Below are 15,677 nucleotides of genomic sequence, written 5' to 3'. Positions count from 1 at the left end.
CCTTAGTGAACCGCTTCGGTGTCAGCGAACATCAGCCGATGGAAAGCTTCCTCAATCAGCTGGATACGCGCCTGCTCCATGGGTTCACCTTTGCGGGACCGGGGAATACTGATGTTGTGGTCACCATTCACGTAAAGCACATCGATTTCGTCGTCCTGGCTCTCGGTCAGGCGAATAGAGAGCTTCTCGATCAGTACCGCATCCAGCACAGCATTATCCTTCTGGATGCCATCTGCCTGTCCATCAATGACCGACGGTAGGTTTCTCCATACCACCAACACCTGCTGCCCTGCTCGGTTCGTGCCGTAGACGGTTCTGAACCACCACTTGCCGGTTTCACTACGATTGACCTTAGCCTGCCAGCGGCCGTATTCGCCTTGGTTCAGCTCAGCCTCGAAGTGAACTGGCTCAGCGATATATTCTATTGTCAAGCCCAGCAAATAATTGAACGTTTCAAGTAGGTCAACATTTACAGTTTTTGTTTCATCTCCACTAGGAGAACGTACCTGAAGCTTGTAATCTATCGGATCTATAAACTTATTTATGTTAATTAGGGACTGAGACCCACGACTCTCAACCTCTAACATATAATTAATTAAATAGGCGGATCTGACAGCAGCCGCTTCTTTTGACTCATCCTCGACTAATAAATGCTGTTGCTCTTGTTTACGGGAGACCTTAAGGTTTCCGAGCGTATCTTCATAGCTTTCTAGCCGTAGACATTTGACAAGATGCGACACCCCAGAAAAGCTTCCCGATTTTCCTTGACTAGGCGCTCCAAGCTTCCAGTTCTGGGAATACGCTGCTTTCTTGATTCTTGGCTTCAATACCGAATCAAAATAATTACCCATTTCTACCAAGATGTATTTCCTATGTCCGCCATCCTCCCTGTTCAAGTCGATAACCGCATGACCGGTGGTTCCGGAACCAGCAAAATAATCCAATACATTCGAAGATGAATCCGAGCTCATTCTAATAATTCGTTGAACCAAGCTCGTAGGCTTTGGAGTATCGAAAACCGCCTTTGATCCAAAAAGTTTTTCCATTTCGTTGGAAGCATGTTGATTATATCCCAAATCATCCCATATAGAGGGCGTAGCCATGCCCTGTCTTGCCTCGAACTTGAACAATTTCCGCATTGGAGTTTTCGCTTCGCCAGTTACCCCCCAGTAAAGCCTGTTATCTTCTTGCAATCGTTCCATCTCAGATTTACTGTGGCGCCAACATGTGCCTCTGCGCGGCCAAACATCCTCATTCGTGTAGGGGTTTCGGATGGGATAATAAAGGGACTCAACGTAACGTCCTCCTTTACCATTTGCCGTAGTGTCGATCTTTCTAAAAGGCCCTCGGGGGTCAGGACCGTCCGGCTCCTTAAATGTCTGATACTGAGCATCAGCTTTCTCGGTCCGGGGCATCAAGTTCAAACATTTTTCGGAAGAGTTCGTTGTACCCCAGCACAATATATGCTCATGGGTTGAGCCAATGGTTCGATCATTAGGAGCCCCATCACGTTTCTTCCATATGAAATCCATTAGAAATAATTCGCGATCCTTGCTCCCATCCAAAGCACACTTAAAATAATGCGCCTCAGTATCGTCAAGAGAAACCCAAAAAACACCATCATCAGAGCTTAAAGTATTACCTATTGCCGACCGACCAACAATACACGAAAGCCAGCTAGAGTGCTGGTAACTGTCTTTGTATGGAAATCCATCCTTACCGGTGTTATATGGCGGATCGATGTATGTACATCTTACTTCACTGCTATACCGCTCCTTAATGAAATTGACAGCTTGAAAGTTTTCTGAATGCAACAAAACCCCGTTCAACTTATCATCCAAACCATCGATATCCGACACAATTTTATTTTTAAATAATTCTGTAAAGTAAGAGGAGTCTATCGATAAATATTTATAATCAGAACTAAAAATAAACTCCTTTAATTCTTCCAAACTACGCTTAGTTTTAAGCTCTGAAATATCAACTTTGTAGAGTTCCTCCCACTCTTTCAACTGTTCTTTGTTATTGAAAACATCTCGCAATAGTTCTGGGCACCGCTCAAAGTAATCCAGCGTTATGATATAATTGGTCTCGGTAACAAACTTCTTTTTCAACCAAAGCTTCTTCTGGAAGTTCTCGAGCTGCGCTAGAAATGCAATGATCTTCTCTCCCAGAGAACGAATCACCTCAATTTTGCTGATCAGCGGTGCAAGTCTTGCTGTGTCATTCTTTAAAGAGGCGAGGTCATCCCAATCGAGGAGTTCATTCTTGATGTAGAAATCCAGCTCCCGGGTCAAAAAGCCGGCGAGATCTTTGTGGATGAAATAGTCAAACGTATTCTTCTTGGTGTAGTTATTCAGTTGCCCAGCCAGCATTGAATAGTCAGCCCGATTGCCATCAGCCTTGCGGTAGGGCTTTGCCAGCGCACTCTTCCAGGGCTCCGGCAAATCAGAGGCTGCTCCCAGAAGCCTTTCTTCAGCAATCGCTCTGAGCGCATCTTGTGTCGGGGGTTTCTTTTGTGCCGCAGCTGTCGCCTTCTTTTTCTCGGCTTCCGTCCAGTCGCTTTCCGTTGCCGGCCGTAACACGAACCGACATTGCAGTTCAGTGTGCTGGTCACCGTGTTCGGTTGCTTCACCCTCGATCAGCTCAAACGGGTTCTCCACGTCCAGCACGAAGACTCGGCGACTATCAGCGGATTCTTTGTTGTTGTCTTTGGCACCGGCTTCAGCATCGACCAGCTTGAAATGAACGCGCATTGGGTCTTCGTCGGGGCCGACATCCGGATTCAGGCGAAAGCTGTAATCTCGCAAGGTTTCGCTGCTTTTGATGTAGTACTGGTCTTTGTTGGCCCAGTGCAGTACTACTTCTTCCCCCTGGTAGGGAATAGCGTAGGTGCCATCTTTGTAAACCCGGCGTGACAGGAAGTCACCCTCGTTATAGTAACGGCTAAAGAAGGTGACCAATGCGTCGTAGACTTCGCCCTCTTCCCGCGCGAGATCAAACCCACCCTGCAGTTTCTGCTTGAGCTCCTGCACTTTGGGGATCGCGTCCGGGTCCATACCCAAGCCTTTCGCGCTCTTGATGTGCTCTTCCAGTTCGGCTTCCAGCTGAGCTTGATCCTGGCTGGCGTATTGGCTGAACGCTTCCTGAGTGATCCTCGGCAGGTCCTGCTCAATAAACCGGTTAATGTCATCTTTACGGGCATGCATAATGCGATAGAGCCCAAAATCCAGTTCCGGCTGATTGAGCTGGAACATTTCACGCAAAAGGTCGGCAAATTTCTGTCGACGTTGCTGGGCTTTTAACTGCTGTGTCGCGTTACTCATGGTATTCCCTGTTTAAAAATCAAACTTGGCAGGCTGGGGTTAAATTCACGCCAACTCGAGGAGGCTGGAAACCCAACTATTGAATCTGGGGCACTGATTGCGTACGGCATCCAGTGATTGTTCAAGTATTACCGGGCCGTGGAGCTTTTTGTCGTAGGCGGCAGCCAGGCCTTTAATTCGGCGGGAGGGACAGGTTTCATAACCATCGTTAACGTTTTCGGCACCGCCAGCTATGGTCACGATGTCCCTGAGCTGATCGGCGAGGCCTGCCACTCCCAGCGTATGTTCGGCCTGCTCCGGGGCGGCCAAAACCAATGCCTCGAATTCGTAGAGCTGGACATATGGGATCAACAAGCGACGCTGCTCTGGGTCCACAAGCTCCAGAATTGATCGTTCAACGGCTTCTACTCCGCCCTCAGGGCGTTTATGAAAACCGTAGTAGTCATAAAAAGTCGTTACGTAGTCAAAGGTTGGGATCAGCTGTTTCAGCTCATTACCAATTCGGTCCAGCGATACTTTGCCTCGCATATCTACCGGGCTGGCGAAGATACCATGCTGGCTCAAAAAAGGATCGAGAACTTTAGTGACAAATTCCCGCTCTGTTGCGCCCTCAACGCTGACTGCGAGCCTGGTCATCAGGGCGTACCTCCGAGGAGATTTTTCTCCCATAGGTCGCCCAAGCGATAGTCTTCCAGCCAAGATTCAAATGCCTTCGGGTCCAGCCTCCTGAACTGAGAATTGTTGTCTCGGTGTTCCACGACAATCACATTCTCTGGCTCAAACTCATTGGCCAGGGTTACGGACTGGGTGGAGGCAATGATCTGCGTACTCTCGCTCGCAGAGCGCAGCATGGAGCCCAGCAACTGGATTGCGTAGGGGTGCAGGCCCAGCTCTGGTTCATCCAGCAGAATCACTGATGGAAGTCTCGGTTGAAGCAGAAGCGTTGTCAGACAGATAAAGCGCAGGGTGCCGTCTGATAGCGAGTGTGCGTCAAAGTAGGCATCGTTGCCCTTGTGCTTCCAGCGAAGGCGTATTTGGCGCTCGTTATGAAGGTCTCGCTCCAATATAAAGTCGTGGAAAAAAGGCGCTGCACGTTGGATCGTTGAGACAATACGCGCGTATGACTCCGGCTCGTACTCCTTGATGTGATACAGGAATGCAGCCAGGTTTTCACCTTGTTCTCTCAAGCGCCCGGCATCCGCTATGTTGCACGGTTGCTTTACCGGCGCGGACTGGCTCGTGTCATGAAAGTGGTAAACCTTCCAATCTTGAATGTATCCAGCGACGTGACCAGCGATTGTGGTGCTTCCAGGTGAAGGTAGGCCTGACTCTGCTGACCCAGGGTCAGCCAGTTTCTTATGTTTTATTCCTCCTTCATAATTAATCTTGTGTCCATAAAATCGACAGCTTTCAGACTTGAAGACCAGCCGACCGTCGTTAGTCGGCATTAATGCGCAGGAATAGGAATTAGGATCAAACCGTAAATTAGCCTCAAGCAACGGCGTTTGTTTCCGCCCGAAATGCAAAATGGCATCAGCCCCTCCCTGCTCCGCTACATATAGCTGAAGATCTTTCTGAAGCAGCTTGTTCATGAATCGGAAGAAGTTAATGAAGTTGGACTTCCCCGCGCCATTAGGACCGATCAGGACATTGAGCCTGCCGAGGGGCAAGTCCATTTCCTTAATTGAGCGAAAACCACTCAGCTTGAGATGGTTCAAATAACCTAGCTTGGGCATGATTAACCGTTTCCCGTCAGATACCTACATCCATTAAGGACACATCCACATTGGCCAGTTGGACTGGCATACCGGTAGCGTTGAAATGGCCGGGATTCTCCCACAATTGCCGGGGTAATCTCTAATTTGTTTTGAAGATGATTCTATTCCAGCCGCCAACGAATGCGAAATAAATGATGTGTACTACTGCTTTGATGCATCTGGCGCTCCAGGGCATCAATCAAGGCATCCCGGCGGGCCTCTATCTCGTCTTCCACATCAAATATTTCCTGTCGCTGCCGGCGCTGCAACTTACTGAGACGCTTGATCCTCTCCTGAGCGTGCTTCTGACCTTCAACGCTCTCTGCCAGGCGGGACTGGCGCTTTGCCTCCTTGATCTGGGTTTTGGTGTCCTCGAGCTTTTGCTCTGCACTCAACAACTGATCGTCCGCCCAGGCTTCGAGCTTGGTCCGCTCCCGCTGGAAGTATTCGTTGTTCTCGTCGAGCAATCGGCTGAGTCGGGCATCCAGTTGCCGGGTAACGGTTTCACTTAGCTGTCGCCCCGGTTGCTGATCGGGGCCGCCAGGGTCATTGCTCAGCACGTCACCCTGCAGCCGGAAAATGAGTTCGCACTGCTCTTCATCCAGCAGCTGTCCGTCATCCGTGACAGCGGTAAAAACCAGGTGTTCTTCACGCTGAAAGCTTTGCAGCTCAAGCAAATTCAGTTCAAGCCAGCCGGATTTTTCCGGCAGATTCTGGAGTGCGGAAAGTTTCGCCTCGTGACCAGATAGATTGAACACCATATTCGTTACTGGCGTTTCCAGCCTACGGCCTGTGTCCAAAACGTACTCACCGAGGGGATGACTTAACCGATAGAGATGGGCGTGATCTGACGGTTTCTCTCCCTTTCGGATCAGCTCGTAAGAGCCGGCGGGCACCTTGGTTAATGGACTTTCGTTCAACTCAAATGCCAGGCGGTTTTCATCAAAGGTAGCGAATGAGGAAAGTTGATGCCTGGTGAGCTGCCAGAAGAGGCGACTTACCCGGTCGAGCTGCTGCTCTGCTCTCTCGCGCTGGATCTTCAGCAAGTCATGGATTTGGGCATCGAAATGCTCCAGAAGCTTTTCCTGAGTCTCTTGCATTCGCCGGTTGATGCTTTCTTCCAGTTCCTTTTGGAGATCATTGAAGGCCTGTTCGATTTCGGCCTGAGACCGGCAGGTGTCGTAAATAGCCGCTATGCGCTTCTCGAAGTCGACACCGGACTCGATTCGGCCCAGCACTTCGTCTGACGCGCCAAACAGGCCATCAAACAAGTGAAACTTCTCACTGAGCAGTTCAAGAACCCGCCGATCTGCCTCATTCTTCTGGTTGAGGAAGTTGATGACGACGACATCAAATTTCTGACCATAACGGTGGCAGCGCCCTATCCTCTGCTCTACTCGCTGAGGGTTCCAGGGCAGATCGTAATTGACAACCAGGCTACAGAACTGAAGATTAACGCCCTCTGCAGCAGCTTCGGTGGCAATCAGTATTTCTGCATCGTCCCTGAAGTGATCGATAATCGCTGTGCGCCGGTCAACTGCCGGGCTACCGGTAACCTGATCAGAACCTTCGTTACGCGTGAGCCAGCGCTTGTAAATCGCCTGCGTAGTGCTGGAATTGTTGGTACCACTGAATGTGGCGACCTTACCGAGGTAGCCATGGCGTTCCAAGTACTTGAGCAGATAATCCTGAGTTCGCCGGCTTTCGGTGAAGATAACGGCCTTACGCTCCGCGCCCATTTCCGTCATGTGGCTGAAGCCCTGTTCCAGCGCATTCAGCAGGGCCTCAGATTTAGCGTCTTCAGTAATTCTGTGTGCCAGATCCAGATACTGTTCCAGTTCAGCAATCTCTCCACGGAGGCGGTCCAGCTGTATGGGCTCATCCGGTTGTTCAACCTGGTATTCGCCCTCCCCGTCAGCGGCTTCATCGAGGAGGTCATCTTCGACATCCTCACTACCGATCAGTTTTTCCAGCCAGCTGTCTTCATCCTCTTGAGTTTGCTCCAGCCTTTTCAGCCGCTCGATCATTGTCTCAAGCGTATTGATAATGGCACTCGTTGATGACGCCAGCAGTTTCCTGACCACCAGAGTGACCAGGTGGCGCTGCCGCTGGGGGACGCCGTAACTGTTCTCACGCTGCAGGTAGGCAGACACAAGATGGTAAAGCCGCAGTTCATCTTCCGATGGAGCGAAGGGAATCGTGATGGCACGTCGTTGTGTGTAGCGGATGTACTCCAGAACCTGTTTACGCAAGGTCCGTTTGGTGAACTCCTGAAGCCGTTCTTTCAGGCCTTCCAGGTCTTCTCCACCGCGCAGATACTGGCGACGGAAGCTGAGCGCATCACCAAACAGTTGGCTGTCGATGACCGTCGACAGGCCGTACAGCTCCATCAGGGAATTCTGTAGTGGAGTTGCCGTCAGCAGCAGCTTGTTGCAAGCGCCGAAGGCTTCTTTGATAGCCTGGCCAGTACGGTGACTTTCTCGGTGGGCGTTACGGAGTTTGTGGGCTTCGTCGAATACCACCAGATCCCACGGTGTGAGCCGTAGTTTCTCAGACATTCTCGCGGCAAAATTGTAAGAAATGACGTTAACACCGGGCTGGTCGAACGGGTCTGCCACCCCCTGCTTACGCAACTCCTTATAGGTTCGGGCATCCAGAACCTGCGAGGGCAGATGAAATTTCTCTGCCAGCTCGTTTGCCCACTGCTTACGCAAAGCCGCAGGGCAGACAACAATCAATCTTCGTCTACGTTCTGCCCAGTACTGTGCCAGCACCAGGGCAGCCTCAATGGTTTTACCCAGGCCGACCTCGTCCGCCAGGATCACACCTTTTACCAAGGGGTTCTGCAAAGCGAAGAGCGCTGCATCGATCTGGTGGGGGTTCAGGTCTACCGAGGCATCGAATAGCGACTGGGTCAGACGACCAACGTCACCACCACGGCGCTGCCTGGTGAGTTCGTAGGCAAAATACTTGGCGTGGTAGTCCGTTATGGGCATGGAATACTTCCTTATTTTCAAAGAGGATACTTCAGACTGTAGCCTGCTAACGAGCCAGCGTCACGGCATCCCGAGATTGTGACTACGGGTCCTGCCAATACCTGTGATCAAGGGGGAGTGCGCAACGCCGTAAATCTGCATGACAGTTCTTGAGTTATTGTTGCCATCGCTCGCCGAGAACCGCATCGTTATCATGACGCTTCGCATCCCACTCGTAAGACTCGGCAACAGACAGAAGCATGCCGGCAACCCGAGGATGTGTAGTCACATAGTTACTGGCCAGCGTTCGGTACCGTGCTGCAAGCTTTCGTTCCTGTGCACCACCGTCGAAAGGGCTGCGTGACGTGATGCCGCGACTATTTCGAATCCCCAATTCAAACTTGTCTCTTAACCCATCATTTTCTGGTGAGTCCAAAATATTCAGCAAAGGCTCCGGGAGCCAGTCCTCCCACCTGCGGTGTCGAGCATATCGTGCCAGGAGTGCGCCTAGATGCAGTTCAGCAAATCGACCGAGATTCTCATCGGCAGCAATTCTTAATGCGCCTTTTACCCACGTAGTAAATGTTTCGGGGTCAATATTTCCATTTTCATCCGCCCCGGGAACCATGTTCCAGGCATCTAATGTGTAGTACGCTATTTTTCCGAGGGCTTTTCTTTGCTCTTCGTCTGATTGGTCGTCAGGCACTTGATAGCACCAGGACAACAACTGGACAAAGAGTTCGGGATTACGGGCTAGCTCTCGGTGGACGGCCAGTGCTCTCTTTGCACTACGGTGTCCATAGCTGCACAACAGCAACGCAAACGGCATTTCTAGTGCCATGATTCGCTCATCATGGAACCCATCAGCATCATCCAAACACGATAAAACCTCGGACAAATGGTAACTATCAGGTACGGGTGCTGCGGGCTCGTCTCCTTTCGCTATTCCCTTTAAGATTTTTTCCCAGGTTTCCGGATGTACTCTGGTGGGCCTATACTGGAAAGACGCAAACGCGGTTCGCGGACGCCCAACCTCCAGCAATTTACCGATTAGAAACTCAACGACCTCGTCAGGTGTATCATTCCAAACCCTCGGCGACACCCTGCTCCAATAGGCTCTGTCTCCATCCGGGCCCAAAGCAGCCGCAGTGGTCCATCCATGCATGTTACCCGGTAATAGTTGAGCAAACTGGGTTATGGATTGGGTGCCATCCAAACATCCCCACCACTTCAGCGTTGTAGTTATTTCTTCTAATTTCGCAGTTTCAAATGTCGCCAGAATCTGCCGAACAAACGATGTCGTCGCCTCTATCAGCCCCCTGTCCAGCGCTTTCTTGATCCACTCTGCAGCTTCTTCAGGCGGGGTTTCCGGCGTAACCAACACTTCAGCAACGAGCTGAGGCTGCTTCACCTCAAACACGAATCCCAGAAGCCCATCATTTCCCACTTCGTCTTGAATTTCTCTGATCGCTTGGGCTCGTTTGGCCCGAACTCGTGCCTCTCGCTCCTCGTATGAAATCTCTTGCTCATTCTCCTCCTTCAGGAGCTCGCGCCACTCTATATAACTCTCAGCGAAGAGCCATTGGTTTCGAGCCTTCGCACTCTCGGGCTCCAGGATCTGCTCCATTTCTCGAATGGCCAGATCGATGTCGTCTTGATCACTGTCACGCTGATACACCCTAAATGCTTCTTGGCGGCGAAGTGCATGGCGCACATACGCTTTATCTTCGTCTGAAGCCATCGAGCCCCAGTTGTCAACCTCGCCGATCAAGCGAGCCAAGTCTTCTGGGTGCAAGCGCGGAGAGATTTCCACCAACCGCTCGATTTCGTCTCTATCGAATGGAGAAAGATCCAGCAATAGCCGACTAGCTTGGACGGCAGCTTCTCTGATGTGTCCATCAGTCGGCTCTGGAACGGCCTGCATTACCTCCCTCCAACGGGGAACCAACGTTCTCATCGCCAAACCCGGCCAATTATCCGGCAATAACGAGATGCAAACCTCGAAAACTGGCCGCCGAAATTGCACCGAATAGCTGCGTAGAACTGTCATCTTGTCGGACAGCCCTGTTGTGGTGGCAGGTAGCTGAACCATGAATAACGATTTGGCCAAGGCGGATGGCTTGTCAGCCCAGTTGTCGTCGGTCGGAAACCGTTGAAGAGCAAAAGTGATACCTGCCACTCGAGAAAAATACAGCGGGTGCCATGCCAGTATTTCAAGAGCCCATAGCAAGTTCGTTCTTAGGCACTCCCCACCTATGCCGTCGCCGGCAACCCCCATAATGGCTTGAACGGCTGGCTCTTTTCGTTGGAGGTCCTTTTCGAGGGAATCTAGGAAGGCGCTGGGCGAAGCTTCAGCTAGTGTTCTCAAAATGCCTCGGATGGAAAGCCACTCCTCCTCTTCTGCCCCCTGCATCAATTGGCGCACTATCCTCTCTGCTTGAAAGTCGAAGTCTATTTGTAACGCATGTCCACAGATCTCTCTGCCATGTACGGCCAAGATGCAAAGTGCATCGCCGATACCGGACATTAGAGCGCCGGAATATTGCCGGCTTTTACCCAGCACATTAGCCATCCAGCGCTTCTCGGGCGGGAGGTCAAGAGCAGGGTCTCTATGGCCCAAAACCTCCAATACCAGCTCGAAAAATCGCTCAAGCTCGTCCGCCTCGATATAGGGACCGACCGCAAAAAGTGCATCGAGCTGCGAAACAGCGACTGTCACGTTTCCATATTTCGCTAGTGGCGAGTCGTCTAACGACAATAGTTCGTGTCGGTTTTGTCGAGTCGTACAGCTATCAACATCGCCAAGCAGATCCAGGATTGTTTGGTCGCCACAATTTCCGTCTTCTACCCAGGCACCAGCTAACGCAAAGGGAATCATTCTTTTGGCTGCACTACGACTGCGAGACCAAACTGGCCGGTTTACCGCCGGATCTTGAGAAAGCGACCGACGTAAGACCTGAACGGAATGCCCAGTTTTAAGGGCTTTGCTCTCAGCCTCAGCTTCGGAAAATCCCATTGCTTCAAGTTCCGACCGAAATACTGAAGAGGGAACATGAGATAGTACGATGGCGCCTTGAACACCCGGACGTCCCCGAGGGTAGGCCCTTACGATGGTTAATTGGTTTCTGTCGCCATAATCCAAGTCCTGTTCGTCCGGCATGTCTGCCAGCACGATTGGTTTTGAATTGCGGGTAGAAGGAATCTTAACCGCACCTGCGCTTACAACCAGCAGTCTGTCGAGTAAGTCTTCAGCATCGGCTTCCACTAGCGATGCGATAACAAATGCAACCGCTTCTCCTCGGTCATCAGCCTGAACTGTGATTACTGGCTGACCACTGCGGAATTTTTCCAGAAGATCCTTCCCATCTTCATTTCTACGCGTTGCCACCAAGCGAGTGGTCATCGGAAATTCAGAGACCGAAGCCCAACGCTTCCACCATTCATGGGGCGTACATATACCGGGCTCCAAATGCCCAAGAACTTCGCGTAACCACCGCGATGAGACAGGAGCTTCCTCCAGCCAGGTTTCGAGATCCACAGCGTCGTAAACTCGGACATCAGCCCATTGGCCATCTTTTTTTCTTTCTTTAATCCACTGCCGTTTCGTGTTCCAGCGGCGCGGGGTGACGAACACAAAAGTTGAACTGAGCCTGTCGGCCTCCGGAATTTTCTCGGTTCGTTTCTGATAGTCAGCAGTGGCCTTACTACCGGGATTTTGATTGCATCCGATTTCCCAGATGCTGTGCCCCACAGGCACCCAAGTTGATGGCGCATCGGCCTCAACCTCACCATCCAGGCCGGGCAGGTCTACAGCCTCGTGGCCCGGGAATCTCAGAGCGGATAAGGAGGGCGTTGTTTCACGAACGAGTCTTCGAATAAGAACCGGGAGTTTATCGCGACATTCATGTCGATCCGCCCATTGGCACAAAGTAGTTTCGTCGACAGACTGCATTGCCTTTGCTCTCCCGGAGTTCCTGTCTGGCATATTTGACCTGGCATCTGAACCGCGCATAAAGCCCAACCTGTTCTGTTATAACAGGAAAAGGCAGAGCTGCCCCCTTCACGTCCCATTGCCAAGCTACCACGGCGACCCACTTTTTTCAGTTAAGTACCGTGGCCTCCTACGTGATATCTAAGGAAATACTGTTTAAACCAAAAAAATAAACTCGTCAGCCTCTATCCTGCGACGGACTTCTTGGATTCCAAACTTTCATGAACTTAGAGGTTATTACCGAACTTTCGTTGTACGTCCAAGTGACGAGAAAGTGTAAAACTCCTCCACAACTTCAGTCATTTCATCCTCATCATACTCGAACAGCGCATTTCCAAATCCCTTAGCAGCCGCCACGTCTAGCGCGGCCTGGTCAATGCCCTCCTCTGCCACCGGGAACGGCCTGGTAGTATCTCAGGCCGCAAGCGTCCGTATGCTGTTGTAACCGGTTGTGCGGAAAATAAAGGTGCCGAGATCATCGTCATCACCAACCTTCACGTTCAGGCGACCGTAGAGCCCACCTTTACCAAACTCGCACAACCTGGACCTGTGCAAGGCAATGACTGGGCACCTGATTGCGTCAGGCGATTGCAGGTGATGGTTCGCAGCTTATTGTTGGGCGCGTCCTTTCTCAGCTCTTCATCCAGGGGATGCAGCACCCAACCGTCTTTTTCCTGAATCTGGGAGGTAATAGTGAATTGATTGTCTTTCTCCAGCAGCCGGATGCCGTTCTTCTCAACGACCCGACCAATACTGATGCGCCCCAACACGGGAGGCGTGATGGCGAACCCTTTAATCATGATACTTCTCCAGCAAAAAAGGCCACGGGGTACTCGTGACACCGCCTTGCAAACCACTGACCACAGCACTACCAGTACCACTCATCGGGCCAGCCAACGCTCCAACGACAGCACAGGTTCGAACACCTGCAATTGAGGAGGCGTAGCCGCCATAAACGCCAGCGGCAGCGCCAGCCGTGTTCGTTCCGTAGTTGTTCTAACCGATCCGTTTGGACAGGCATCTGGGCCATTGTTTGGACATGGAAATTACCTCTGCGAATTGGGAGGGAGGGCACCGTTGGCGCCCTGGTTCACAGAGGTGATATAGGTTTGAAATTATTTGAGATATTGACTGCGGGTTCGGAGCTAAAAAAACCGGCTCCTTCTATTAGCAGCCGTTTCAAAGAGCATCAGCCATTTCTAGCGTAAGCGTCCGGCCATCACACCTTGTCAGTAATAGCCGGCTTCCAGTTGTGAGGCAATAGCTCATCGATGGCGTTGTTCTTCTGCATCGGGAGACGGGTCAGCACATCCTTCAGATAGGCATACGGATCATGTCCGTTCAGCTTCGCCGACTGGATCAGAGTCATGATGGCAGCCGCACGCTGACCACTGCGCAGTGATCCCGCGAACAACCAGTTGGAGCGGCCCAGCGCCCAGGGCCGGATCTGGTTTTCCACCCAGTTGTTGTCGATGGGCACAGCACCATCGTCCAGGTAGCGCGTCAGCGCTGCCCAGCGTTTGAGGCTGTAATCCAACGCTTTGGCCGTGCCGGAACCATCCGGCACTTTCTGGCGATGCGCCAGCATCCACTGATGCAGCGCATCAGCAATCGGCTTGGCTTTTGTTTCCCGGATTTCCTGCCGCTTGTCCGGTGGCAGGTCTTTGGTGTCCCGCTCGATTTCGTAGAGCCTTCCGATGTACTCCAGCGCCTTAGCGGCTAGCTCGCTCTTGTTGGCTTCGTGCAGATCGTAGAACTTGCGCCGGGCGTGGGCCATGCAACCGATCTCGATGATGCCGTTGCCGAACCCGGCCTTGTAACCAGCGTAATCATCACAGACCAGCTTGCCCTGCCAGTCACCCAGGAAGGTGCGGGCGTGTTCGCCTGCACGGCTGGGCGCGAAGTCATAAACGGTGGCTTTCAGGTCCGAGAACGGTGTGGTGCAGTAAGCCCAGACGTAGGCCTTGTGGGTTTTCTTCTTGCCCGGGGCCAGCATGCTGACCGGGGTTTCATCGGCATGCAGAACGCTGTGGTCCAGCAGGGTGTTTCTCAGCGCATCCACCAGGGGCTGTAACTGCACACCGCAGGCACCGACCCATTCGGCCAGGGTGGAGCGCGGAATTTCGAGGCCGGCGCGACCGAAGATGCGTTCCTGACGGTACAGCGGTAGATGATCGGCGTACTTGGCCACCAGGACCTGAGCCAGCAGACCAGCGGTGGGAATGCCCTTGTCGATCACCTGCGGTGGCACCGGTGCCTGGACCAGGGTCTCGCAACTGTCACAGACCCACTTGCCCCGGATGTGGCGTTCCACCGTGAACTCGCCCGGAACGTAGTCCAGCTTTTCGCTGACGTCTTCGCCGATGCGCTTGAGCTGGCAGCCGCAGCGGCACTGAGTGTTTTCGGGCTCGTGGTGGATCAGGGTGCGGGGCAGTTCCGGCGGCAGCGGGGTGCGCTTGGGCTTTTGCTTTGGCCGGGCAGCTTTCTGCTCCTCGGTCATCGCCTGTTCCAGCTCGACTTCGATAGCCGCCAGGTCGCTGTCGATCAGTTCATCCAGCAGTCGTCCCTGGACGGCGTCCAGTTGCTCGCTGCGCCGGGCATACTTATGGCGCTTGAGGATGGCCACTTCGTGAGTCAGCTTCTCGATGACCGCATCACGGTGCACCAGGGCCCGCTCCTTGTTCTCGACACGATCGAACAGTTCCGTGGCAAGAGCACGGAGCTGATCGGCAGAGAGTTGGTCGAGATCGGGGCGCTGAGTCATGCCCGTCAGTATGCCAAGTCCATGTGCCGCAAGCGATTCGCGGTTCTGGCTATGGCGATATCACTCAGCTTATGGTTACAGAATGGAGATCACGCCTTCAGCGCCAAGGCGTTGCCAGGGCAGGCCCTGAACCAGAGCGGATAACTGTTCCTCAGTCAGGCGCAGTTGGTCACCGCGCCAGGCTTCGCCCCAGTGGAACTTGCCCCGATTCAGCCGGCGAGCACAGAGCCAGATGCCCAGGCCATCGTGGATCAAGACCTTCATCCGGTTGCCCCGTTTGTTGGCAAACAGGTAGGCGCAATGCGGCCTGGCAGAACCGAAGACCTGAATAACCCGAGCCAGCGCTTTGTCTGGCCCGGCTCGCATGTCCAGCGGCTCAGTGGCCAGCCAGATCTCGTCAATGCGGATCATCCCAGCAGATCCCGCAACAGGGCGGCACACTGGTGGGCCTGCTCCGCAGGCCACTCCACCACCACCGCACCACCGGCGCGGGGAATCTCGATGCGGATGGTGCTACGCTTATCCGAGACCGATTGGTTGCCCGGTGCAGAGGTTGCAGCAGGCAGATTAACCGGAACAAATCCCGGTGTTGCTGGTGTTTTATCCGCTCGCTGCGCTTCACTCATCCAGCGCCGGACCATGTTGGCGTTGAGACCGTTATCCAGTGAAATCCGGGAAACGGAGGCCCCGGGTTCCAGGCATTTGGCGACAATCTCGGCTTTGAATTCGCGGGAAAACCGGCGACGGCGTTGGTAGGGCTTGGTTACGCTTAATTCGTTCATGTTAAGTGTCCACTAGAAAATAAGTGGACACTATCCTGACGTTGGCAGCGCCGTGCTCAAGATGGGATCACCGGACGCTTAC

Annotated in this window: 8 protein-coding genes and 1 pseudogene; all 9 read right to left on the bottom strand. The window is 52.7% G+C overall.

Going from position 1 to position 15,677, the window contains the following annotated elements:
• Positions 1-2: 2 nt before the first annotated feature.
• A complete protein-coding gene (locus ACJO3M_RS03695; RefSeq protein WP_406999820.1) occupies positions 3-3,326 on the bottom strand; it encodes a DNA methyltransferase in 3,324 nt (1,107 codons plus the stop codon).
• Between the two features lie 45 nt (positions 3,327-3,371).
• Positions 3,372-3,962, bottom strand: a complete 591-nt coding sequence (locus ACJO3M_RS03690) for a DUF4276 family protein (RefSeq protein ID WP_406999818.1) — start codon at positions 3,960-3,962, stop codon at positions 3,372-3,374.
• Complete coding sequence (locus ACJO3M_RS03685) at positions 3,962-5,062, bottom strand: AAA family ATPase (protein WP_406999816.1); 1,101 nt, start codon at positions 5,060-5,062, stop codon at positions 3,962-3,964. Before ACJO3M_RS03685 ends, ACJO3M_RS03690 begins: the two co-directional genes overlap by 1 nt.
• Positions 5,063-5,205: 143 nt before the next feature.
• On the bottom strand, positions 5,206-8,079 hold the full coding sequence (locus tag ACJO3M_RS03680; protein WP_406999814.1) for an SNF2-related protein: 2,874 nt from the start codon (positions 8,077-8,079) through the stop codon (positions 5,206-5,208).
• 154 nt (positions 8,080-8,233) lie between these two features.
• A complete protein-coding gene (locus ACJO3M_RS03675) occupies positions 8,234-12,010 on the bottom strand; it encodes a hypothetical protein (protein ID WP_406999812.1) in 3,777 nt (1,258 codons plus the stop codon).
• 276 nt (positions 12,011-12,286) lie between these two features.
• Positions 12,287-12,849, bottom strand: a pseudogene (locus ACJO3M_RS03670) (recombination directionality factor).
• Between the two features lie 419 nt (positions 12,850-13,268).
• The gene (gene tnpC / locus ACJO3M_RS03665; RefSeq protein ID WP_406999692.1) at positions 13,269-14,813 is read right to left on the bottom strand and encodes an IS66 family transposase; all 1,545 of its coding nucleotides are present in this window, start codon (positions 14,811-14,813) and stop codon (positions 13,269-13,271) included.
• Positions 14,814-14,888: 75 nt separating this feature from the next.
• Positions 14,889-15,224 (bottom strand): IS66 family insertion sequence element accessory protein TnpB, encoded by a 336-nt coding sequence (gene tnpB / locus ACJO3M_RS03660; protein ID WP_406999690.1) that lies wholly within the window; start codon positions 15,222-15,224, stop codon positions 14,889-14,891.
• Positions 15,221-15,595 carry an IS66-like element accessory protein TnpA gene (gene tnpA / locus ACJO3M_RS03655; protein WP_406999688.1) on the bottom strand — a complete coding sequence of 125 codons (375 nt, stop codon included), beginning with the start codon at positions 15,593-15,595 and terminating at the stop codon, positions 15,221-15,223. Before tnpA ends, tnpB begins: the two co-directional genes overlap by 4 nt.
• Positions 15,596-15,677: the final 82 nt, after the last annotated feature.

The organism is Marinobacter alkalisoli, from assembly GCF_045449795.1.
GTDB lineage: Bacteria > Pseudomonadota > Gammaproteobacteria > Pseudomonadales > Oleiphilaceae > Marinobacter.
This window is presented reverse-complemented; position numbering and strand designations above follow the sequence as displayed.

Bases quoted from the DNA above. Each gene is read 5' to 3' on its own strand.
- tnpA (WP_406999688.1), bottom strand. From the start codon at position 15,595: ATGAACGAATTAAGCGTAACCAAGCCCTACCAACGCCGTCGCCGGTTT.
- ACJO3M_RS03680 (WP_406999814.1), bottom strand. From the start codon at position 8,079: ATGCCCATAACGGACTACCACGCCAAGTATTTTGCCTACGAACTCACC.
- tnpB (WP_406999690.1), bottom strand. From the start codon at position 15,224: ATGATCCGCATTGACGAGATCTGGCTGGCCACTGAGCCGCTGGACATG.
- ACJO3M_RS03690 (WP_406999818.1), bottom strand. From the start codon at position 3,962: ATGACCAGGCTCGCAGTCAGCGTTGAGGGCGCAACAGAGCGGGAATTT.
- ACJO3M_RS03685 (WP_406999816.1), bottom strand. From the start codon at position 5,062: ATGCCCAAGCTAGGTTATTTGAACCATCTCAAGCTGAGTGGTTTTCGC.
- ACJO3M_RS03695 (WP_406999820.1), bottom strand. From the start codon at position 3,326: ATGAGTAACGCGACACAGCAGTTAAAAGCCCAGCAACGTCGACAGAAA.
- ACJO3M_RS03675 (WP_406999812.1), bottom strand. From the start codon at position 12,010: ATGCAGTCTGTCGACGAAACTACTTTGTGCCAATGGGCGGATCGACAT.
- tnpC (WP_406999692.1), bottom strand. From the start codon at position 14,813: ATGACTCAGCGCCCCGATCTCGACCAACTCTCTGCCGATCAGCTCCGT.